Origin of the sequence: Paenibacillus sp. PastM-3, from assembly GCF_029893965.1 — a bacterium.
Lineage (GTDB): Bacteria > Bacillota > Bacilli > Paenibacillales > Paenibacillaceae > Paenibacillus_AQ.
The window spans coordinates 41392-64733 of the sequence record NZ_JARXXP010000026.1 but is presented as its reverse complement, the minus strand read 5'-3'; the positions used below and the strand labels follow the sequence as shown (position 1 = coordinate 64733).

Below are 23342 nucleotides of genomic sequence, written 5' to 3'. Positions count from 1 at the left end.
GACTTGGTGCTTGTTGTTGGGAAGGGGCTTTAATCCGCATAAAAATATCATTTGCTTTCATTTATATCTTCATCCGCTGGATTTATCTTCTGATCCGGAACAGGGTTCTGTTTTCTAATCCATTGAAATGGTAAACTCGCTTCCGCCGGACGTGATCACTTTAACAGATTGCTGATCAATGACTGCATTAAGCAGAAGATCCGGCTGCTGCTCCAGAATACCGGCTGCCTGGCGGTTCCAGCTATCCTTAGCGGGATTCCCTGCCGGATCACCATAGACCGCTGACACCAGCCAGTGAACCCCCGGCTCGAGTAAGGCCGTCAGGGTTGGCAGTACGGTCCGCGGCCGGAGCAGATTCGTATTGGCATTGGGCATGATCAGCTCTGGCTTGCCTTGGGCGCTTGCATATCCGAGCAGTCCTTTAATCGCTGTAGCTCCCCAGGCCGTGCACGCAGCTGCGCCTGCGGGGCTGATAAACTCCCCGCGCTCTGCTTCCTGGCCAAGGGCAAACCCGCCCTCCGCAATGTCCAGCTCCCGTCCGGTTTCAACCCGCTGTACCCGGATATGCCACGGAAGACCGGCGATGATCCAGGTGCGGACCTCAACATCAGACCACGGCTTCCATATGGAATGAAGCACATTGTCCGTGATCTCCGTTTTCAGGTTCCGCCTTCTCACCCGGTACAGGTTATCTCCGCCCTCGCTCAGGGCAAGCATCGAATCAAAAGCTCCCTGGGACAGCCCCCATTCCGCACGGGGCACGCTGAACCCGAAGCCGGTCGAGTACACGAATTTCTCGTACTTGGCCGAGGTATGGGTGTGTTCATTGGTGTACAAATGCCCGCTGTTAAAGGCGGCCACATGTCCGGCATCACGCACCATGACCAGATGCGCCGGCTGCTGGACGGATACCGCCGGAAGCTCCGGCAGCGGCAGCTCGTCTGCCTTCCAGAACGGATGCTCCTCATTCAGCGCCAGCGGCAGGAAGGTCTTCAGCGCCCAATACGGCGATCCGGGTGCATTGTAATTCTCCGCCATGACCAGGTTAGGATAGGTGTAGCCGATCGTCAGCACGCCGTCCCGGTCAAAAATCTCCTGGCTGAACCACCAGCGCAGATTGCGCAGCACCAGTCCTTTAATTACACCAGCCGGGTAGCTACCCTCTACCTCTGCATAAGCATATGCGCTCCAGAAGGCCGATTGGGCAAAACGGTACGCCAGACTGCGGCCGTATGGCAGCGCGGAGCCGTCCGGGGCGAACCAGCTGATAAACTGGGGTGCGAACAGTTCCGCTCTTTTCTTGAACAGTGCTGAACGCTCCGGGTCCTCCTGCTCCATCAGCTTCGCATACAGCAGCCCGTAATAATGGATGGCAAACGGCACGTAGTAATCGCTGTGCCCGTTGACCCCGTCGCTGTACCAGCCTTCACCCAGGTAGAACGCGTCCATCCGCTGCAGGTTCGTCTCCAGCTGCCCTGCGTCATAGGCAAGCCCGAGCTTTTTGAAGCCGGCATTGACCAGCACATTGAAAAACAGCCAGTTACAGTCATAGCAGGGATGGGCGTTGATCTGATTGAGCCAGCTGTACAGCCGCTTCTGCTCCCCGGGAGCAAGCGCTGTCCAGATCTTATCAGGTACCGCTGCCAGAGCGAAGCCGAAGACAGCCATCTCTACCAGCCGCTGGTCGTAATCAGCCACATTGCCCCAGTATTCATCATGTGCAGGATCAGTGCCATGGCGGATGCCATCCAGCACGGTATCCAGAAGCGGGCTGGTTCCGCCGCCCATCAGGAGCGGCACCAGCCCCCACAATACCCGGGAAAAGCCTTCCATTTCCGCTACGGCTGACGGATAGCTGGATCCTGTCTTTCCGGCTCTGAGCCGGGCCCCGCCCGGACTGAACAGCGGTCCGAGAGGAGCGGTAAGCTGCTCAAGGGCCAGCGCCAGATCCCGGCGGGTTACAAGCGGATTATCCTGAACTGCAGCTTTCTGCTCGCTATTCATCCTGTTCTCCCCTATTCCCAATAGAAGGGTCCGGCTTCCTTCACCCGGGCCAGCGCCTCTACATAGAAGAAGTCACCATAAATAAGCGGGACATCGATGTTCCCGTTCTCCGGGTAGTTGCCTGTGCCGTGCAGCAGCAATCCCTGCTCCTCCGCATTGTCCCAGGTGCCGTAGTTGCTGTAAAGGGACTCGAGTATTCTCAGGGCTGCATTCCGGTACACATGCGATTCCGCAGCCGTTACCTGACCGGCCAGCAGCAGCATTCCGCTCGCCGCACACGAACCGGCAGAGGTATCGCGGAGGTCTCCGGCTACACCTGCAGCGCGGAAGTCCCAGTGCGGAACATGATCCTCCGGCAGCCGGGTGATGAAGAAATTAGCCACCTGCTGGGCCGCGTGCAGATAACGCTCAAAGCCGGTATGATGATAAGCCAGCGCCAGGCCGTAGATCGCCCAGGCTGTCCCGCGTGACCAGGCCGATTCCGGTGCATAGCCCTGGCCGCCGCGTTTTTCGGCAACCTCGCCGGTGTGCGGATTGAAGTCGACAATATGATAGACCGAGCCATCCGGCCGGATGAAATGTTCAAGTACTGTATCCATATGCGCTTCCGCGATATGTCTGTAGCGCGGATCACCACTCGTCTCGGACGCCCAGAACAGCAGGCTCATGTTCATGCAGCAGTCGATGATGGCAACCCCGCTGTTGTCTTCGCCTTCACGCCATGGATTCCAGGCCCGGATGTAGCGGCCTTTCAAATTGAAGCGTGCCGCCAGATAATTGGCCGCCTTCAATGCGCGGGTGCGCGAGACCTCTGACCCGGTCTGCTTGAAGTTCGCCACACTTGTCAATATCCACATGAAGCCCAAATCATGATCCAGTCTCAGGTAGCCGTCGAGCACCTCATCCAGCCGCTGCTCACATTCCACGGCAACCGTTTTGAGACTCTCGTCTCCGCCCCCGGCATAGAGCTGCCAGAGCATGCCCGGCCAGAAGCCGGCTGTCCACCAGTGAGGTGCCGCCAGATCGTATTTTCCGCCGTGGCTGGCATGAGGAAACTCAGCGCCGATGCTCCGGCTGTTGATCAAGGTTTTCTCCAGCGCTTTGGTCCAGGCCTCTTCCACCCATGTATGCTGTGCTGTCAAATTCATGTTAAGTTCCCGCCTTTGCTTGAATGGTTGTATTCCTTCTATATAAATTGAAAGGTAAAAGCATAGCTGCCTTCGCTGCCCGGCCGGACAGCCTGGAAGTCCAGACTGTGCCACACCTGCTCCTGCCCGAAATGGTCGCGGTATACATGCTCCTTAATCTGCAATTCAACCCCTGCCGGATCATACGTCACCTGTACTCCGCCGCTTTCCTGTCCCGGCAGCAGCACCACACCGGAGGATAATACCTCCGGGTGTCTCCATGTAATAAAGCGTTCCGTCCAGCTCTCCGGTGCTCCTTCATAACGGTATTCATCTTTCAGCTCCAGGCGGGGCAGCTGCTCCTTGTGCCAGACAAGAGTGCGGGTGAGAGACTGCAGCCCCTCCGCCTCATATGCGGCTGTCAGGTCCAGCGTCAGCTCATCCGCAGCCTCGCCTGTTGCCGCATGCACTACAGCGGCACTGAAAGCTCGGCCGGCCTGCTGATACCGGCCGTTAATGACCGGCACCGAATGACCCTGGGAGCCGTTGCAGTCATACCCGTAACGGCCGGCGCCGAAGTAGCCGGCGGTATATTCCCCGCTGCCCAGATCAGCAGCGTACACCTCCCCGCGGCCGGTCAGAATGAACTGGCCCAGGTCGTTATGGTTATGCGGCTCGTTGTTATGGCCGCCTTTGGCCGCGAAGCCAAAGGTGCCGGCCGGCGAGACATGCCGCGACAGCAGCCAGGCCGCATCGGGAAGATAGGTGCTGGCCGCCGGCCAGTGCTGCTGTCCCGAGCCGAACTGCGTCCAGATCAGATTGCGCAGCGCAGGAGCGAACCGGCTGCAATGATCTTCGGTATACGGAGCCCGCAGCTCCGCCGGAGGGCATTCAACATCTCCGGGATATACGCCAGCGAGGTAATGGGACAACCCCATATGCACACGCACCCGGGGCAGTGAATCGGAAAAGTTGGCGGTAAGGCTGCCGTCAATGAAGCACTGCTGCTGGAAGCGGGCGATCCGCTGGACCTTGGGTACCTTGAACCAGTCAAGGCTTCCTGCGCTGCGGGAGCGGAGCAGATCACTGTAGTAAGTGAAATAGCCGAAGCCGTAATTCCAGTAGCCCAGCCCTTCCAGACAGGCGCCGTCGTCCCCGAAGCCTTCCAAATAACAGTGTATGCTGCTTTGTGTCTTCTGCAGAATATCCGCCAGAACCTGCGGATCTTCCACAGTGAGCAGCGCGGCGCCGCCGATGGAGCCGGCGCAGACCGCTGCCCAGTTGTGCCGGGCAGTCTCCCATTCATAGGGTCCCTGTTCCAGAAAAGGCCGGAACAGCCTGTCTTCCGTTTCCTGTCTGATCCGCAGCCGGAGCTCCAGCGGAAGCCGTTCCCCCAGCAGCAGCGAAATTTCACTTAGCGTAAAGCCGGTTTCGGCCGAGAAGAGGTCGATATAGCGGTTAATCTCCGCGGCTTCATGCCCGCCGGGAACGTGGGCCGGCAGGCACCACGTGTATTCGCTGCATACAGCCACGAGCATTTCTTCCGCATACTGCAGATGCTGTGCGTTGTCCGGCTCCAGCAGTGCCAGAAGTACAAAAGTGTTAAGCCTTCTTCTCCGTTCAAAATACACCCGTTCATATTCAAGCCGTGAGCCGGTACGCGCAAAAACCGAGAACAGCTCCGGGGTCAGCTCCGGAACCGGCTGGCCTGCCAGCCTTTCTCCTTCCGCCCGGATCTCGGCAATGTCCTGCCGCAGATGCCCGGCCGATGCCGCCGATCTCCAGAAGGAAGTCGGATTACCGTCCGGAACATACAGACTCATACTAACAGGCTGCAGCTCCTGTACACTTTTCCAAAGCGTTTGCTCCGTCATTTTCCACATCCTCCTATTGCAATCATTACCTTGTACGCCGGGCTGTCTTATTTACCGATTGCCTGATCCCTCATTACGTTCTCACCGGCGGCAATCCGCGCCGAGGTCCATTTCATATCTTCCTCAGCCCAGAAAGGATCGGAGGGCAGCAGGCCGAGCGGCAGAAATACAGAGGCGCATAAATAGAGGCTGCCTGTATTAATGTAGCTTTCGGCAAGATCCGGCTGATAGCCGTACACTCCCGGCCGGAGCCAGCCTTTTTCGTCCAAATTTCCCGGGAAATCCATCGTCCGTCTGATAACTGCCGTCAGCGCGCATCGTACCTGTTGCGGCGGCAGCGCATCCTCCAGGAAATGCTGCAGCGCCGCCTGTGACAGCAGCTGAAAAGCGCCATAACGGTACACAATCGACCGCCCGGTGAACGGATAGGTTCCGTCCGGGGCAATCATCCGCTCCAGCACGGCAGCGTACCTCCGGGCCCGCTCCATAATGACCGGCTTCAGCGCCGCATACTGTGCGGAGTCCTGCTCAAACACTGCAACTACATCCGCCAGCATCGGCTGAATCACAAAGCTGTTATAGTAATCCCAGTGGAAGTCCTTGCCGTCCCCGTAGACGCCGTCGCCCTTGTACCATTCCATGAACATGTGCACGGCATAGCCTACACGCATCCGGTCGTATTCCGGATCGCCCAGAATGTACAGAGCCGCTTCCACCATCGCGCTGAACAGAATCCAGTTGCTGCCGCTGGGCGCGGTGCGCCGGGTTTCTTTTAACGCGGTAATTACATTGGCTTTGACCCGGCTGTCGAGCCGTCCGGCGAGCTGTTTGGGTGCCCGTACCAGCGCATGGGCCAGAAAAGCGGCATCCACCAGCGGCTGGCCCTCGGTCTTGAAATCCATATAATCCGGGGAAGCCGGATCGGTACCGGCATCTATCGCTTCCAGCATCAGGCCGGCATAGCGGGCTCTAAGCTGCTCCTCTTCACCTTCCAGCCCCTCAAGCTCCAGCCATGGAGCCATCCCGCAGGCCAGCCGGGCAAAAGCCTCCAGGTGAGCAAACGTGCTCCGGTCAGCGTGAAATTCCGTAGGAAGCTCTTCTTTTAAACGTCTGCGGCTCAAGGCATCGAGTACCGGATGGCCGATCTGCAGCAAGGTATCCAGCCAATATTTACGCTGCTCCGTAGTATTCATGTAAGCGCTCTTCCTTTCATTTGCACAATCTACCTTTATAGTTTACTGTTGAGTTATTGCAATGTCTTTGCGATTAATGAGGTTTTATTGCGTTTATTGTGATGAATCGGAAGGGGCAGCAGGAATGAAGCATTCAGAGTACTATCAGCCGTTCCAGGGGGATATTCTGGCCGGAATCGGCAATTCGCCGGTCTCTCCGACCCGTGATTTTCATATCCATGACCATTATGAGATTTTTCTGTTTCTGGGCGGCAGGGTGAACGGGTTCGTGGAGCAGTACAGCTACCCGTTGCAGCGCGGCGATGTGCTGATTTTTAATAACCATGAAATCCATAAAATCATTAATCTGACCCAGGAGCCGTATGAACGGTTAACGGTCCATTTCCGGGCTCCGCAGATCTATCCCTTCTGCACTCAGGCGACCAACCTGCTCGCCTGCTTTCAGAACCGCCAGCCCGGTGAGCATAATCTTGCGCATATGGAGGAGCCGCTGCTGAGCGAGTATCTGGACCTGTCCATGCGCCTGATTGAAACGGTGGAGCAGCCGAAATACGGCAGCGAGGTCCTTGCCCTGGCTTATCTCATCCAGCTTCTCGTGCTTGTAAATGAGCTGTATACCCGCACCCGCTCTGCTGTTGTTACCAGCGTCATCTCACCGCATATACAGGCAGCCATGAGCTATATTGACGGCCATCTGCAGCTGAATTTGACACTTGAGCAGATTGCCGGCGAGCTCGGCCTTGATAAATATTATCTCAGCCATATGTTCAAGCAGCAGACCGGAGGAACCCTATACCGCTACGTCCTGCTCAAAAAAATCACCTTAGCCAAGCAGCTTCTGTCCGCCGGCACCTCTGTCTCCGACACCTGTTATCTGACCGGCTTCAACGATTATGCCAACTTTATCCGCACCTTCAAGAACATCACCGGCATTCCGCCGGGCAAATACGGCAAGCTGGCGGAGCGGGCTGACTGAGTAGTGGGGCTCTGGGCTCTGGGCTCTGGGCTTTGGGCTCCTGGCGGTTAGCAGCTAGTGGTTGGCCACAGCGGTATTCTCTTTTGGTTTCAGCTGGCCGTATGCCGGAAACGGGACCCATATGCTCATAGTTAAGTGGAATTTCTCCACCTATTTCTCAACAAAACACCTCTCACAAGGTATTAGTGGGAAAAACTCCACTTAAAATGCACGTTCTCCCCTCCTGAAGCCTGATTTGCCCAAAGTAAGCGGAATCATTCCAACTATTCATCGTTTTTATTAAAAAATACTGAAATTAGGTGGCAGAAATCCACCTAATTCCTCAAGTGCTCCTTTCTTCGTCCTCCCGCCCAATAAGAACCCGGCAGCCTGCAATAGCACAGGCTGCCGGGTTTTTATTGCATGCCTACTGCTGCTTCAGCAGGTTGTAGATCACCTGCGCACTTTCGGCACGGGTCATCAGTGCCTGCGGAGCAAATTGCCGGCCGCCGCGTCCTTGCAGAATTCCTGCCTCTACAGCGATGCTTACTGCCTCCTCTGCCCAGCCGCTGATTTGCGGCTGATCACTGAACGATCCGGCAGAAGCTGCCTGCGCCTTCTCTCCCTGCAGATACTCGTATGCCCGCACAACCATTACAGCCATTTCCTCACGGGTAATGCTGCTGTCCGGAACGAAGGTATCTGCCGTTCTTCCAAGTACAATGCCTGCCTGATTGACGGCAGCAATGCTGTCCGCATACCAGGCTCCAGCCTTAACATCCCGGAATACCGGAGTGCTTCCATCCGCAGCCTCCAGGCCGAGCGCCCGGGCAATCATCGCCGCGAACTGCGCTCTTGTTACTTGCCCTTGCGGCGCAAACTCCGCAGCGGAAATTCCTTCAATAATATGTCTGGCGGCCAGCGACTTGATTACGCTGCCGGCCCACATGCCGCTGCCGACATCCGTGAAGCTCTTGTCATACTCCAGCACTGCATACTGGCTGAAGTGGTTCACTGCCGCTGTCATTTTTCCATCCTTCAGGGTGCCACCAACATACTCAATCTTTCCATCCCCGGCAATATAGTACACGCCGAGCAGATCGGGGTTGGCATCCGCGTCAACATTGAAGGTCAGACGCAGCGGTACATCAAACGCTGTTACCTTTGTAGCAGTGCCGTCCGCAGCAACAGTCTCCAGACTGAAGCTGATGACCTCCCCTGCCGCAGACAAGCGGAGCGGGCTGTCCGCAGATTGGGTGTTGATCAGTTGCTCCGCTGCAGCTGCCGGTGTCTTCAGGCCTGTCAGCCTGATGCGCACCTGATCGGCCTGCACCTGCCCTGCTGCTGCTTTCTCTACAATGCTCTTCAGCGCATCAGGATTGAATTCCACAGCAGCATTGCTCCAGGCCAGGCGCAATGTATTGCTGCCGGTCAATCCCTGAATACCTGCCGGAAGCACCACGGATTCCGTACCTTCAGCCAGCTGAACCGTAACGGCTCCGTCTGCAGCAGCAGGAATATCCTTCTGCTCCAGCGTCCGCACAGTCTGCACCGCAGGTGTCGGTGTTGGCGTAGCCGCCACCGGTGGAGCAGTCTGCACAGGCGCATCCGTCGGTGCAGGGGTAGGTGTCGGCGAAGGCGTCGGTGTTGGTGTCGGTTCCGTTACCGGCGGCTGCTCTTTCTCAGCAACGGTTACGGTTCTGGTAACCTCAGCTGCAGCATTGCCCGCCGTATCGCTTACATTATAATGGTAGAGATAAGTACCTGCTTGTGTGGTATCAAGCGCAGCTACCGACTGGCCGTCCATAGAAATCTTCACACTAATCCGGTCTGTGATATCCCCATCCCGGTCATCCTCCGCCGTTGCTCCGGCATCGGTATAGGCTGCACCGTTTGCCAGCTCTACAGTTGGCTCACCAAGCAGGGTAATAACCGGTTTTACCGTATCCGGGTCTTCAGCTACAACTACTTTTCTCGTTGCTTCCAGCGCCTTGTTGCCTGCGGCATCACTGACATTATAGTGGAAGGTGTAGACATCCGCTTTAGTTGTATCAAGCGCTGTCAATCCATATACCTCACTGCTGACTGTGGTGACAATCCGGTCTGTCAGATCACCGTCCACCTCATCGGCTGCTGTAGCCCCGGCATCTGTATAGTCCGAGCCTAGCTTAACATTAACCACCCGATCACCGTTCAGGGTAATAACCGGAGGTGTTACATCCGGCTCAGGCAGTGTAATCGTACCGCTGGCCGAACCTGAAGACAGCGCCTCTCCTTTGATTAACGCTACAGTAAAGCTGAAGCTGCCTGCGGCATCATCGGCTGCTTCCTGGAAGGCAGTGAAGGTTACTTCACCAATTGTCACACCTGTTTCACTCAAGCCTTCCAGCCCGGAAATCGTCTGCTGCAGCCAGGTCTGCACGCCCTCTTCACTGTTGGCTTCCGCCTTCTTCACATTAAAGGCTGCTCCCTCAATGATGCTCTTGGCCTCATTCACGGCCAGCTCATTGGCCACACTGGTTTTGTCTTTGGCTACAGCCACATAGCTGACCAGCGCAGCCTGATTACCTGAATAAGTGTTGTTAATCGTGTACTTCACGGTTCCGCTCACCGGCAGGGTGAAATCATGGTTAAGCAGGACGCCGTTCGGTCCCGCAACCAGTCCGGTCCGGACAGTCTCCGTTACCGGCTTACCCTCAGCATCGTTATAGCTGACGGTAATATCCATTGTACGGTTAGCATTGCTCCACCAGTCCCTGTGGAAGGAAGTAAGGATATATTTACCGGCTTCCAGCGGGAACAGATACACAAGCGGAGTGTTTCTGGTGTTGGAGCCGTAGACCCCGGTCTGCGACTTATCCGTGGTAACCACCGCACCTCCGAGCCCTTTCATCCCGTAATTTGCTCCGGTATTGGTATGCCCCCATACCGTGTCTCCCGTTGAGAGCTGATCCGCCTGCTCATTCAGCAGACCGGCACCTACAAAATTCTTAATAACAGTATACGGCGGAGTAACCCCTTCCGCAGCTACGCCCGGATCAACAAAATAAACCAGACCCTGCGGCACCACCTCTACATAAACAACCGTCTTGAGGTTGCCGTACGTACCGGTAACCGCCACTCTGTCATATGGTGTATCAAAGCTGACTTCAGCCGTATTCCACTTCACGGTTACAGGCAGCTTGCTGCCGTCCGCCCGTGTCGCTTCCACCTGCTGCGGAAGCACGGGCAGCTTGCCGGCATAGGTCGCGGTGTCCGGCAGAACAGCCAGCTCCCGCAGGTCGCCTGTAGCCAGCTGATTCTGCGCCGAGATCAGACGCTCTGCCAGCTGCGCTGCTCCTTCCTGATCCAGCCGGTAAGCGGCAATATCAGCCAGTGCACCCTCCGCACTGCCCAGTGCCGCTGTGAACAGCTGCCAGTCTGCTTCCGCATATTCGTCCAGCTTCACCATTTCCTTCGCTGCACCCACCGCTTCAGCAAGCGCTGCCGTATCCGGTGAGCCTTGCACTTCCCCGGAAACAACCGCCACGGCATCCACAACCAGCGTGCCGCTTAACACTTTAATCTGCACCGTATGCTGGCCGTATTTCAGCCCGCGCAGCGCATAGGTCTGATAAAGCTCCTTCGAGGCCATAGTTTCCGCTGACTGCACAGCAGTCTTACCGTCCACCGTCACCTCAAGCTTCGCTGATCCGTCATTCGGCCCCAGAATATCCAGCCCGGTGCCTTCAAACGTATACGCAAGCGTCGCATCTGCCCCCTGGCTGGTGGACGTGGAGCGCTGGTAGATGAACATGCCGGCGCCGTTGGCATGATTCCAGTTCCCGCTGTAGGACAGCTTGGGATTCGGAGCAGCAGCCAGATCATACATTTCCAGATTGTCCAGCAGCTCGGAATAGTAAGGGGCATAGCCGTCTACCGTCTCTACCTTCAGATTGTCGAACCGGACATGATAGTAGCCGCTGGCCAGGTCAACCCGGCCGGACAATTCGGGAACCGGATCGGTATAAGCAGCCAGCATTACCCCGTCCAGATAAGCCGTAACGGTGGCTCCGGCAACCTGAATTGCAAGGTTATGCCAGGCATCATACGCCGTATTGAAGCCTTCGATCTTCACACCGCCGGTCCCTGTCGCCGCATTTCCGCTGGCCACGGCCCCGCCGTTCACCAGCAGCTGCCAGCCGCCGTCGAACCAGAATTTGAGCACATATGGGGTGCCGCCTATGGTGTGTGAGCTGCCGCCACCCTGATAACGGGCACCGATGGCCGCATAGTTCGCCCCGCCCTGGGTGCTGTTGTTTTCAAAAGAAACGTCCACACTGGCTTTATAGCTGGCCCAGCGGTTATCACCGATAGCTGTAACCGGATCGCCGCCGTTCCAGGTACCGCCAAGGCCCATAATGCTCCGGTCGAGCTGCTGGCGGAGAACGTAGTTATCCGATCCGTCCGGCAGGTAAGCCTCAAATGCGCCGTTGCGGTCATGAGTATAGCGCGGAATGGCGCCTTTTGATCCGCCACGGGAGTCGATAAAGCTCTCGGTGCCGGTAGCCTTTCCGCCTGCCCCGATCTTAACAACTGTCCGGTCCGAGTAGTCAAAATCATCGGCATACAGGAATTTGTCTCCGGTATCCGGCACCGCTCCAGTTGCATCTGTATCCAGCACTGTCCGTTCGCCTTCTACAGGCAGCGGGGTACGGTACTCTGCTTTGTCCTTGGTATCCAGCGTGGTTACCGTAACCGTCGAATACGGCTTCACTATAACGGTGTACACACCGCCGCCGTCTGCGGACACATCGCCGAGATACTGCATGTAATTGCTGTTGAATGCCTTTCCGGCATCTGCTGCACGGGTCTCCCATACCTCCAGGGAAGGATTACCGGTGTATGCCATATTGACAGCCTGAAGCTTGTAGGTTTTGGTGTACTCACTGTCATTTACAATGACGGTCGAAAAATTGCTTTTGTCAGGGGCAGCAAGCGTAATATAGCTTGGCGTTCCGTTGCGTCCGTTAACCGGATTGGTTCCTGTAGCACCGGTGCTGCTAGCCTTTGGAACAGCTCTCCAAATGCCGGCTGTGTTGTCGTCATTTTCCCAGCCCAGCTCTGCGAACCGGCTGTAATGCTGCAGAATCACCAGGCCTGCATCATAGTGAATCCAGCCTGACCAAGGGTCGCGTGCGCTGACCAGCTCCTTGAAGGAATATTGCCCGCCTTCATAGAAGGAGCCGATTGCCGGCTGGTATATAAAATGGGTACGGCGTGAATTCACAAATCCTTTAATGATCGTATTGCTCATTTCCAGCGGACCGCCTACTCCGCCGATTCCCGTTCCGGCCGTTGTCGGGTCCTTCACATTGTTATTGGGACGGAACGCCGAATTACTGAAAGTAGCCTGCGCCTCGCTGTTCCAGATTTCAATATCATACTGCTCGGCAAGCTTTTTGAAATTGCCTGCGGCATCATCATCGGTGTTGTAATGGTATCCGGCGATCGGGACAGCACTACGCAGTGACTCATCGCTTACCATGGCACTGCCGAAAGAGCCTATGCCGACCTCATCGGAGATAACCACCTGAATCCGGTTATACAGTGCCTGCTCCTCTGTACTGGCAAAGCCCTCATTATCGGTCTTGACCTTTTCCGCATACTGCTTGGTCCACTCGATATCCGGAGCGTGCTCGTTAATGTACGGGTTAACGTAGTTGGTCATGTAGCCGTACTGGCGGTAAGCCTCCAGAATCGTGTTTTTGTACCAGGTATAGATTTTGTCGTTGTTATCCGCCCAGGCCGGAGCGCTCCAGCGCAGGATGCTGACCTTCAGGTCCGGATTAACGGCCTTGGCATCTGCCGCCAGCTGGAAGCCGGGATGGCGCTTGACGTTGACCTGCTCATCCGCTGTACGCATCGTAGCCGGATCAGGTCCGGTGGAGTTGTTGCGGTCATTGCCCATCTCGATTTTGACATGGGTCATGAGCGGATGCTCTCCGCCGAATAGAATCTGCAGCATTTCCGTATACTTTTCCGGCTGCTCTGACTTGTAGTCCATCAGGAGCGCACTGGTGCTGTTGGCGCTCAGTACGCCGAAGCCCTTGAACGTAAGGCCGTTCTGATTATCCGCCTGAATATCGTTGCCGTTCAGCAGCACCTGCACCATGGAGGCGGCATTCTGGCGGGCATCGTCAAGGAGCGTTTTGATTCCGCCTTCGGCGATGGCGAACCAGCTAAGGAGAGGCTTCTCGCCGGACACGTAAGCGTACGTCAGCGTCATGGGAGCGCTGGTGTCCACATCTGCGGGAACAGTAAACTCGCCGGAGTTGATTTTGGATGCATTGATATTGAACGGGTTCAGTGACAAGGTATGCTTGCCTCCGCTTGTGTCCTGGTACTCGATCCGCGGCTGAAGAACCCGCGAACGGCTGCCATACCAGTCGTAGAAGCCGCTGCTCAGCGTATACGTTCCGGCTTCCAGCGCCTTCAGCTGGTAGACGATATTATCGTTAGCAGCGCGTACACCGACTACCCAGACAGATGGATCTGTAGCCGGATCGGTATGTCCGCCGTCCTTGGAATTTTTGATCTTTTGCACGGAGTCGTCGAAGCCCCAGTCAGTGGAGCCGCTGACATAGCGCTGGTCCGGTGCCTGATTAATCAGGCCGCCGCCGCTGAGGGCTTTGACCGCTTCATACAGCGGGGAGGCCGTAGGCACGTTCCCCACCGAGTCTCCGCCCCGGCCGCTGTCCACAAAATAGGCCAGCGGATAATCCGCGGGCGGAATGACCTGAACGCTGGCTGTAACCGGACCGCTGGCTGTTGTTCCACTTACGGTTACCGTTTCGTACGGCACAGCAAAGGTGTCTTCCCCAATATTCCAGCTGACAGCTACACTGCTGCCTCCGATATTAATGCTGGCCGGCAAATTGGTGCCCGCGGCAGTCTCCGCCCCCATGTAGGCAGCCGCGTATACATTATCCGCAGCTGCAGCAGATGCGGACGGCAGGCCTGGTCCCGGAAACATTCCGAGCACGAGCATGGCAGTCATCAGGATGGAAAATAACTTTTTGGCTGATGCTGGCTTTCTGTTCATTCACTTGTCCTCCTTCAAAATGTAAAGTGGGCAAACCAAAACCAAAAGAAAGCGTATACATTAAATTTAAAATTAAAACCTGGCAGCTTGCGGGTAAGGCAATTGCCAGGCTTAACTGCTAAAACGGTGTTCTCTCTAACCCTTAATCCCCGATGCCGCAACGCCCTGAACGAAATACTTCTGCAGTGCAAGGAAGACAATAACAACCGGAATGATCGACACTACGCTGGCGGCCATAATCAGCCCGTACTCAGCGGAATACTGGGATATGAACATGCGAAGTCCAATCTGAATCGTCTTCAGCTCGGTTTTGGTCAGGTAAATCATCGGCCCGAGGAAGTCATTCCAGGTGTTGACGAAGGTGAAGATCGTCAGTGTCGACAGGGCCGGCTTGGACAGCGGGAGCATAATTCTCGCCCAGATTCCGTATTCGCTGAGGCCGTCGATCCGCGCTGCTTCACATAATTCATCCGGCACACCCTGATAGAACTGGCGCATCAGGAACACCCCGAATGCCGAGAACGCCTGCAGCAGGATAATCGCCAAGTGGGTATTGTTCAACCCGAGCGAACGCATCATGATAAACTGCGGCACCATATAAGCCTGCCAAGGAATAGCGATTGTAGCGATGTAGCCGAGGAACAGGATATTTTTCCCCTTGAACTGCAGCTTGGAGAATGCATAGGCTGCAAAGCTTGAGGTCAGCAGCTGCAGAATCGTAACAACTACGGACAGCTTCGCCGTGTTGTAAATGAACTTTCCGAGCGGAATCCGGGTCCAGATGTCCACGAAATTTTGCCAGCGCGGCACATCGGTAATCCACTGCATCGGGAAGGAAAAGACATCCTTGTTCATCTTGAGTGATGAGGACAGCATCCATACATAAGGAATCAGCATACAGAAGACTGCTGCAGCGAGCAAAGCGTACACTAACACTTTCAAGCTGACTCTGAAGATTTTATTTGAACCTACCATATCATTCATATCCCCCTATTATCCGTACTTCTTCTCGCCGCGGAACTGGACGATCGTAATACCAAGCACCAGCAGGAACAGCACAATCGCCATGGCGCTGGCATAGCCGTAATCAAGTGAACGGAACGCCGTGTTGTAGATTTGATAGACCATTACTCTTGTTGAGTCGTTCAGCTGATTGTCGGCACCGGCAAACAGGTTGATGAAGATATCGTAGACCTTAAACGAATTAATGACGAGAATCATCAGAACAAAGAACGTCGTTGGTGCCAGCTGCGGAACGGTCACATTGCGGAACCTTCTCCAGGCGCCTGCGCCGTCGAGCTCAGCAGCTTCATATAATTCCGGGTTGATCCCCTGGAGGCCTGCGAGGTAAATGACCATGTAGTAGCCCATGTTTTTCCAGACCGTAAACAAAATGACCGTGAACATCGCCCACTCTTTATCCGCCGCCCAGCGGGGAAGATCCTCAATCGGTACGCCGGAGATCAGATGCAGGATGTTGTTGACAGGGCCCATAGTCGGGCTGAAAATAAAGTTCCATACCGCCGCCACCGCTACAAGCGATGCGACATAAGGGAAGAAGAAGACGGTCCGCATAAAGTTACGGGCAATAATCTTCTGGTTTAGCAGAATTGCCAGCGCAAGGGCAACGGCCATCGTAAACGGCACAACGCCGATTGTATAGACAATGGTATTCCACAGCGCTTTATGGAAGGTGGTATCCTTGATCAGCCGGGTAAAGTTATCAAGGCCAATGAATTCCATCGGATTGGCTCCGTCCCATTTCACAAACGCCAGGACAAAGGCAAAGAACATAGGGACAAGCGTAAAGATGGCGAAGCCGATAAAATTCGGTGCGATAAAGCTGTATGCTACCAGATGATCCCGGACTCCCTTGGACAGTATGCTTTTTGGGGCTTTTTTTGGTCTAAGTACGGTTTCATTTTGCATTCGTTCTCCTCCAAACCTTCTACCTTCTATGCAAAGGGCGGGCATGGCCCGCCCCCTGAGAATCACTGCTTAGTTGTTCAAAAGCGCCTGCACACGGGTGTTCATGTCCTTCAGGCCTTCGTCAATCGTCGCATTTTTGGTCATGATGTTGTCATGCGCTTCATTCAGAATTACCTCGATGTCGGCACTCTTTTCATGCATCGGCATTTCCAGGTAAGTCTGCACAGTAGTCAGGGCTGCTTTGCTGTTCTCGTCAGATGGGAAGCCGTCGATGGAAGTGATCGAGCTGATAACCTCATCGTTTTTGATCGCCGGAATGGTACCCGTGGAAGCAATGACAGAAGCGCCTTCTTCACCGGTCACGAATTTCATGAAATCAAGGGCAGCTTCCTTGTGCTCGGACTTCTGGTTAACAGCCAGTGAAGTAATCGTTCCCAGTGTAGTTCCTGCTTCAACGCCGTCCGGATGCGGGTACTTCACGATACCCCAATTGGTAGCCTGGGACTCGCCGCTCTTCACCTTTTCAATCTGGGTGGCGATAAACCAGCTGCCCATGTTCATCATGGCAACGGAGTTGTTGTAGAATACGCCGGAATAGTGCGTGCTGGAAGTCTTCAGTGTTGCATAATCCATCACGATGCCATCTTCCTGCTCTTTCAGAATGCGCTCATAGGTAGGCTTCAGGAAGTCATAGTTTCCGTCTACCACAGTGTTCTTGCCGTCCAGGATGCCGAACAGCTGAACCGCACTGCGCCAGGTATGGTAATGCGCACCGTATACCTTTTCTGCACCGCTGCCGGAGGTCATTTTTCTGGCCAGCTCATCGTATTGCTCGAAGGTCATGTCATTGCTCGGATATTCAACCCCTGCTTTGTCGAACAGGTCTTTGTTGTAGTACACGATCCAGAAGTCACTGCGGAAAGGAAGTGCATAAACCTCATCGTTCACTTCAATCTGCTCTACCGTACCGCCATACAGCGCAGGATCAATGCTGTTAGAGCTCATGAATCCTTTTAACGGCTCCAGATGGTTCTGCTTCACCAGGTTGGAGTAGCCCGGAATATCCTTGATGGTCAGGATATCGAGATCGGCACCGCCGGACAGCTGTGTGCTCAGCATGGTCATATAGTCGGTGGAACCAAGGTCAACATACTCGATGGTCACGTTCGGATGCTCTTTCTGGTAAGCCTCGATCAGCGGTTTATAGTAAGCGGTTGCTTCCCAGTCCCACAGCGCCCATTTTAACGTAACAGGCTCTTGGCCCGGTTCGGAGGAAGCGCTTGCATTAGTGCCGGCAGCAGGAGCATTTGTTGCAGCGGCATTGTTCTGGGCGTTATTGTTGTTGCCGGAGCAGCCCGCCAAGAGGCCCATGGAGAGCACTGCAGTGAAGGTCATGCCATACAATCTTTTGTAATTCATTGAATTATCCCCTTTTCTTCTTGTATTGTTGACCAGTCATCATCTTCTGAAGCTATTTCACATTCTACCGGGTTATAGCGGGAGATGGGATGTATTTTCCTGCGCAGATCATTCACTTTTATGTCCTGTTTGCGCTTTCATTGTCCATGACATGTAATTTTCTATTCAAAACCTGTAAAATTTCGGCTTCCTGCCTCCCCCTCTATTTTGCAATACCGGAATATGCTATGGTGGTTATAACGCTTTTTGCAGCAGCATCCGGCAATCTTGTAAACGCTTCATTACATTTCTTGTGTACCAAAGGGGAGAATCACCACGATAAGAAGATCTACTATTAAAAGCCGCATCATCCTGATCATGATTGTATTTGCGCTGCTGATCGCCACCCTGCTGTCCTTTTTCAGCTACGAGCTCATTTCCTATTATCAGCGCAAAACGACAATCCAGGCAACCGAGTTCAATCTGCAGCTTGTCTCCCATATTATAGAACAAGACCTGCTTAACCTGTCCGTTCTGGCCATGACGAGCAGTACTAATTCTACTACCAATACGCTGCTGGCGGACTACTTCGAATCACCCGATGCCAAGGCCAGGGATGCGCTGGATGTCTTCAGCTCGATGCAGGAGGATTTTCAGATTAACCGCTCCTACAATTATGTCCGCCGGCTGATCGTCACCGACAATAAGGGGAAATTCCTGCAGCTCGACAATTCAGTCAGTATATCCACTCCGCTTACCATTCACAATATCGGCCAGATTACCGGACTGAACAACGAGACTACAGAGGAATTTGACCAGGTGATCAAGGACCCGCTCTCCACTGCCTATGGCATTCCGTTTATTCTGCCGATTTACGGGGATCATGCCTCCCGGATCGGGACCGTCTATCTGCTGGTCAACACCTCGGTCATTACCGACAAGCTGAAGGGCTACACCCTGCCGGAGGATTCGCGTCTGCTGCTGACGCTCGGCACGAATCATTATGAGATTATCGGTGACAAAATACAGCAGATTACAACGCCCTATGAGCCGGTCGCTTACACCGAGGATGAGCCTGTCGGCCCGATGACCAAGCTGTCTGAAATCAGCCTTGAGGGTGAGGAGCAGACACTGGCCGTCTCCTACGTGGTCAGAAGCGGAGTTGAGCTGACCCAGACCATCGCCGGCAACCAGTTCGCGCCCAAGGCAAATATATGGATACCGATTATGTTCGGTGTCTGCCTGCTCGTCCTGCTGCTCAGCGGCATCATTACCCTGTATCTGACCCGGACGATCAGCCTGCCTGTCGAGAAGCTGAAGAAGCGGATCGACAAAATCGCCCAGGGCAACTTCCTGCTTGACCGCAACATTGAGTGGAACAGCGAGCTTGGGGATGTCGGCAGGGGGATCAACCGCCTGTCCCAGGATATTATTGCCCTGATGGACAGCAGGCTGGCCGATGAGAAGCAGAAGCAGGAGCTGGAGTACCGGATGCTGCAGAACCAGATCAACCCCCATTTTCTCTATAACACACTGAATTCGATTAAATGGATGGCTACGATCCAGAACGCTACCGGCATTGCGGAAATGACGACCTCCCTGTCGAGGCTGCTGCGCAGCATTGCCAAAGACAACCGCCGTCTGCTGCCGCTGCGCGACGAGCTGAACCTGCTGGAGGATTATTTTCTGATCCAGAAATACCGCTACGGAAGCACTGTAACGATGGTGCAAAGCATCGCGGACGAGGAGCTGCTGGGCGGGCTGATTCCGCGCTTTACCCTGCAGCCGCTGGTGGAGAACGCGATTTTTCACGGCATTGAGCCCAAGGGCAGAGGCGACATCCTGATTACCGTGGCCAAAAGCGGCTTCGGCGACATTCTGATTACAGTCGAGGATAACGGGATCGGTATGGAGGAGGAGCAGATTACGCATATCCTGTCCAAGCCGGAGGAAGGGTCCAAGGGGCTGTTCGAGAACGTCGGGCTGCGCAGCGTCAATGAGCGGCTGCAGCTGGCGTTCGGGGAGCCTTACGGGCTGTCGATTGAGAGCAAGCCGGGACAATATACGCAGATGAAGCTTCTTATCCCGTTCCAGCTGAAGGAATAGTCTGCACTACTAAAAGCAAGGAAGTGATACGCTTGATCAAGCTGCTGATTGCCGATGATGAGGTACTTGTCTGCATCGGCCTGCAATCCATGCTGAAATGGGAGCAGTATAACATAGAGATTGTTGGCATTGCCCATAACGGGGCCCAGGAGGAGGAAATGATCGACAGCCTGCGCCCGGATATTGTCATCAGCGATATCAAAATGCCGATCAAAACCGGTCTGCAGGTCGCTGATTCCGTACGCAAAAAATACGGCCGCGTCCCCCTGTTCATCATCCTGACCAGCTACGAGGAGTTCGAGTATGCGCGCAGCGCCATTGAAGTGCAGGCTGCCGATTATCTGGTGAAGCTGGAGCTGACCCCCGAGACGCTGGCTGCCTCCATCCAGCGGGCGATCACCCTGCTCGGGGAATATCAGACGATCGAGAGCTATCCCAAGCTGGTGCACCGCGGCAACCTGCAGGCCGAGCGGGATAAATTTTTCGTCCGGCTGTTCAACAATCTGTTCGAGAACAAGAACCAGTACCTGCTGCAGCAAGAGGACCTCGATCTCGACCTCAGCGGCTCCGCCTATGTGGTCTGCACCTGCCGGATTCTCGGCCCGGACACCGTCCCGCCGCGCGGGGATAAGCTGGTCGCCCTCTGCTCAAGCACGGTGCAGATGGCCAAGGATACGCTTACGTCCATCCGGCCCTGCCATGTAACGAGCCTTGACCTGCGCAACTTTGCCGTAACCCTTCCTGTCTGCGGAACCGATCCGCAGCTGTGGATGCCGGATACGCAGAAGCTGCTGGCCGATATGGCCTCCGTCCTTCACAACTATTTCAATGTGACGATTATCGGGGCGATCGGCTTCGCCGTGGAGGACCCGTATCAGCTGCGGGAGAGCTATCTTGCCGCGCGCAAGGCGCTGCCGGCTGCAGTGAAAGCCCAGTCCTTCGTCTTCTACTCCGAGGGCAAGCCGCCGGAGCAGGACTTTCCGCTGTTTGATTTCTCGGAGTCGCGCTCCGAGATCCGCCGGGCCTTTGAGGAGATGGATACCCAGGCGCTGTACACCATCATCTCCAGAATGATTGAAATCTTCGACGGCCGGTCCGACCTGCTTGTTCCCGCCACCGATGCGGCCTGCAATATTCTCTACATGGCTACCTCGCTGCTGGCGGACGGTGAAGAGATTGTTGAGCATATATTCAGCCATGAGCCGGAGGGCTACCGCGCAATCTACCAGATGCATACCATTGAAGAGATTGCCGGCTGGCTGGTCTGCTTCCGCGACGGTGTCTCGGAAATGCTGTCCACCCGCAGGCAGAGCTATAAGGAGCAGATTGTCAAGAATGTCCAGGAGTATATCAAACGGAATCTTGGCTCCAAGCTCTCGCTCAACCAGGTAGCCGATGTCTTCAACTTCAGCCCTAACTACCTGAGCCACCTGTTCTCCAAGACCGCGAAGGTCAATTATGTCGAATATATCACCGAGACCAAAATAACGGCTGCCAAAGAAATGATGCTGCGCGGTGAAGGACGGATCTATGAAATCTCGCAGAAGCTCGGTTATGAGAGTGCCTTCTATTTCAGCAAGGTGTTCAAGAAGGTAACCGGCATGTCGCCGCGGGAGTATATGCAGCAGTCCGGGGAATAGGACCGAAGGAAGAGCTTTTTTACCCCTTTTAGTTTCATGCTGCATCTGGAAAGTACAATGCGGATGGGTTACGTCACCGATATGAGCTGCGAGCCCTATCAGGTGAAGCGCTTATTCATTGCGGATAACAGTGTGCACTATAACGGAATCGGCGGCCCCAACCCGACATTAACAACCCAGGCGCTGGCTACACGGACAGCCGAAAAGATCGTAAGCAAGGATTTCAGCTAGCCCGCCAGCATGGTTGAGTAGTAGAGCACTGCCCCTGACAGGATGATGATAAACAGAAAAGCCAGAACCTTTCCCAAGAGCTTCAACCTCCCTCACATCCTTTTCTCAAGCATCTGTATGCTATGCCTGAAGTATCTACAGCAGCCGGGAAAATATACCCTGATATACAAGGCTATCCCTTGAGGCTGATGCAGCTTCGCTGGATTGCCTTTTTTTGATTCATATGGATAATCAGGGAATAGATGGTGAATATTAAGGCATCTGGAGGTGGCAGGCTAATGAGACTAAACAAACGGTCAAAAGACCCTTTTGCCAAAAAAATAAATGCACTGGAACCTGAAATAGATTCCAATATTTCTGATAGGCTGGAGGATAACAGGAATTGCATTACTCAAGTATTTGAGAATTGCTCCGATCTCGTTGTGCGCAAGCTGCTGATCTTCGGCTCTATGCCTGCCATAGCAGTTTATCTGGATGTGCTGATCGACAAGCAGCTGTGGGACGACGGCTTCCTGGAGCCTATTATGCAGGAATCAGAGCCTCCCGTCAGCGATCTATCCCGGCTGCATGAACAGCTTACAGCGGGCCTCTCTTCGATTGTCCAGCCCTCAGTAGTTCTGACTATGAAAGAAGCTGCAGGGCGCATTGTCACCGGGGAGACCCTCCTGTTTATTGAAGGCTCTTCACAAGCCTTTTCCTACTCGATCAAGGATACGCTGAACCGCGCTCTGGATGAGCCGTCAACGGAAGCCGTTATCCGCGGGCCGAGGTACGGATTCATTGAGAAAATGGACATCAATCTTGCCCTGATCCGGCACCGGCTCCGTACCCCCCGGCTGAAAACAGAAAAACTCAGTGCCGGCAGCCTTTCCCGCACTAATGTTACCATCGTCTACATTGAAGATATCGCCCAGAAAAGCGTGGTTGAGGAAGTAAAAAAACGTATAGCCGACATCAACATGGATAGCATCCTGGAATCCGGTTATATCGAAGAATTAATCAGCGATCATCCCTACTCGCCCTTTCCCGTCATTCAGGCGACCCAGCGTCCGGATATGACAACCGGATCATTGATTGAAGGAAAGGTAGCCGTAATCACCGACGGCTCGCCAATGGTGTTAATCTTACCCGTTACCTTCTGGTTCGGCTTTCAGTCTGCAGAAGATTATTATATGAAATTTATGTTTGCCACCATGCTGCGCTGGCTGCGGTATCTGTTTGCTTTCTTTGCTATGGCGCTGCCTTCTATCTTTATTGCCGTTACAACGTTCCATCAGGAAATGATCCCTACAAGCCTAACCTTGAGTCTTGCTGCCGCCCGTGAGGTTGTTCCTTTCCCGGCAATCGTGGAGGCGCTAATTATGGAGATTACTTTTGAAGCCTTACGTGAAGCCGGGATTCGACTTCCCCGTCCTGTGGGCCAGACAATCAGCATTGTAGGCGCACTTGTTATTGGACAAGCAGCCGTGCAGGCCGGCATCATTTCGGCCACGATCATCATTGTTGTATCCATAACCGGAATCTCATCTTTTCTGATCCCTAATCCGGGAATGAGCCAGGCAATCAGCATTATCCGTTTTCCGCTCATGCTGCTTGCTGCAACCTTCGGCCTGTACGGGGTTGGCATCGGTTTGATTGTTATATTGGTGCATCTGGTCAATTTACGTTCCTTCGGTGTACCCTATATGTCTCCGCTTGCACCTGTAAAAATGACCGGACTGGCCGACTCGTTATGGAGAGCCCCGTGGCAAATTTTGAGAAAACGCCATAAACATACAAGGCATTAATTGGAGTGGGATTA

12 protein-coding genes and 1 pseudogene are annotated in these 23342 nt (G+C 54.5%); 5 read left to right on the top strand and 8 right to left on the bottom strand.

Translation table 11 applies throughout. The features are described from left to right. Positions 1 to 114: 114 nt before the first annotated feature. Genes M2108_RS25750 through M2108_RS25735 form a run of 4 tightly spaced genes read right to left on the bottom strand, consistent with a single transcriptional unit; the run spans position 115 to position 6198 of the window. Positions 115 to 2004, bottom strand: coding sequence for a DUF2264 domain-containing protein (locus M2108_RS25750; RefSeq protein WP_277472211.1), 1890 nt, complete (start codon positions 2002 to 2004; stop codon positions 115 to 117). An 11-nt stretch (positions 2005 to 2015) separates the two neighbouring features. Then, positions 2016 to 3152, bottom strand: coding sequence for a glycoside hydrolase family 88 protein (locus tag M2108_RS25745; protein ID WP_277472213.1), 1137 nt, complete (start codon positions 3150 to 3152; stop codon positions 2016 to 2018). A 38-nt stretch (positions 3153 to 3190) separates the two neighbouring features. After that, complete coding sequence (locus tag M2108_RS25740; protein WP_277472214.1) at positions 3191 to 5005, bottom strand: heparinase II/III family protein; 1815 nt, start codon at positions 5003 to 5005, stop codon at positions 3191 to 3193. A gap of 47 nt (positions 5006 to 5052) precedes the next feature. Next, positions 5053 to 6198, bottom strand: a complete 1146-nt coding sequence (locus M2108_RS25735; protein ID WP_277472216.1) for a DUF2264 domain-containing protein — start codon at positions 6196 to 6198, stop codon at positions 5053 to 5055. Positions 6199 to 6322: 124 nt separating this feature from the next. Between M2108_RS25735 and M2108_RS25730 the strand changes: the two genes are divergently transcribed. Next, entirely contained in the window at positions 6323 to 7174 is an 852-nt protein-coding gene (locus M2108_RS25730) for a helix-turn-helix transcriptional regulator (RefSeq protein ID WP_277472217.1), read from the top strand. 406 nt (positions 7175 to 7580) lie between these two features. Here M2108_RS25730 and M2108_RS25725 read toward each other — a convergent pair whose 3' ends face one another. The 4 genes from M2108_RS25725 to M2108_RS25710 form a co-directional block, all read right to left on the bottom strand. Beyond that, entirely contained in the window at positions 7581 to 14237 is a 6657-nt protein-coding gene (locus M2108_RS25725) for an S-layer homology domain-containing protein (protein ID WP_277472218.1), read from the bottom strand. A gap of 135 nt (positions 14238 to 14372) precedes the next feature. Then, positions 14373 to 15212, bottom strand: a complete 840-nt coding sequence (locus tag M2108_RS25720; protein WP_277472219.1) for a carbohydrate ABC transporter permease — start codon at positions 15210 to 15212, stop codon at positions 14373 to 14375. A gap of 18 nt (positions 15213 to 15230) precedes the next feature. Next, positions 15231 to 16166: a carbohydrate ABC transporter permease gene (locus M2108_RS25715; RefSeq protein WP_277472220.1), complete on the bottom strand. Its 936-nt coding sequence runs from the start codon at positions 16164 to 16166 to the stop codon at positions 15231 to 15233. Positions 16167 to 16235: 69 nt separating this feature from the next. Then, positions 16236 to 17585, bottom strand: a complete 1350-nt coding sequence (locus M2108_RS25710) for an ABC transporter substrate-binding protein (RefSeq protein ID WP_277472221.1) — start codon at positions 17583 to 17585, stop codon at positions 16236 to 16238. Between the two features lie 357 nt (positions 17586 to 17942). On the opposite strand from M2108_RS25710, the gene M2108_RS25705 reads away from it, so the two are divergent. From M2108_RS25705 to M2108_RS25690, 4 genes and pseudogenes are all read left to right on the top strand, one after another. Continuing rightward, on the top strand, positions 17943 to 19670 hold the full coding sequence (locus tag M2108_RS25705; protein ID WP_277472222.1) for a sensor histidine kinase: 1728 nt from the start codon (positions 17943 to 17945) through the stop codon (positions 19668 to 19670). Positions 19671 to 19702: 32 nt separating this feature from the next. Continuing rightward, the gene (locus tag M2108_RS25700; RefSeq protein ID WP_277472223.1) at positions 19703 to 21310 is read left to right on the top strand and encodes an AraC family transcriptional regulator; all 1608 of its coding nucleotides are present in this window, start codon (positions 19703 to 19705) and stop codon (positions 21308 to 21310) included. A 24-nt stretch (positions 21311 to 21334) separates the two neighbouring features. After that, positions 21335 to 21541 (top strand): annotated as a pseudogene (locus M2108_RS25695) (GMC oxidoreductase); the annotation flags it as partial. Between the two features lie 278 nt (positions 21542 to 21819). Further along, complete coding sequence (locus M2108_RS25690) at positions 21820 to 23328, top strand: spore germination protein (protein ID WP_277472224.1); 1509 nt, start codon at positions 21820 to 21822, stop codon at positions 23326 to 23328. The last annotated feature ends 14 nt before the right edge of the window (positions 23329 to 23342 follow it).

What these genes read in the sequence shown, in the direction of transcription:
- M2108_RS25750 (WP_277472211.1), bottom strand. Translation starts at nt 2,004, where the DNA reads ATGAATAGCGAGCAGAAAGCTGCAGTTCAGGATAATCCGCTTGTAACC.
- M2108_RS25745 (WP_277472213.1), bottom strand. Translation starts at nt 3,152, where the DNA reads ATGAATTTGACAGCACAGCATACATGGGTGGAAGAGGCCTGGACCAAA.
- M2108_RS25740 (WP_277472214.1), bottom strand. Translation starts at nt 5,005, where the DNA reads ATGACGGAGCAAACGCTTTGGAAAAGTGTACAGGAGCTGCAGCCTGTT.
- M2108_RS25735 (WP_277472216.1), bottom strand. Translation starts at nt 6,198, where the DNA reads ATGAATACTACGGAGCAGCGTAAATATTGGCTGGATACCTTGCTGCAG.
- M2108_RS25730 (WP_277472217.1), top strand. Translation starts at nt 6,323, where the DNA reads ATGAAGCATTCAGAGTACTATCAGCCGTTCCAGGGGGATATTCTGGCC.
- M2108_RS25725 (WP_277472218.1), bottom strand. Translation starts at nt 14,237, where the DNA reads ATGAACAGAAAGCCAGCATCAGCCAAAAAGTTATTTTCCATCCTGATG.
- M2108_RS25720 (WP_277472219.1), bottom strand. Translation starts at nt 15,212, where the DNA reads ATGGTAGGTTCAAATAAAATCTTCAGAGTCAGCTTGAAAGTGTTAGTG.
- M2108_RS25715 (WP_277472220.1), bottom strand. Translation starts at nt 16,166, where the DNA reads ATGCAAAATGAAACCGTACTTAGACCAAAAAAAGCCCCAAAAAGCATA.
- M2108_RS25710 (WP_277472221.1), bottom strand. Translation starts at nt 17,585, where the DNA reads ATGAATTACAAAAGATTGTATGGCATGACCTTCACTGCAGTGCTCTCC.
- M2108_RS25705 (WP_277472222.1), top strand. Translation starts at nt 17,943, where the DNA reads ATGATTGTATTTGCGCTGCTGATCGCCACCCTGCTGTCCTTTTTCAGC.
- M2108_RS25690 (WP_277472224.1), top strand. Translation starts at nt 21,820, where the DNA reads ATGAGACTAAACAAACGGTCAAAAGACCCTTTTGCCAAAAAAATAAAT.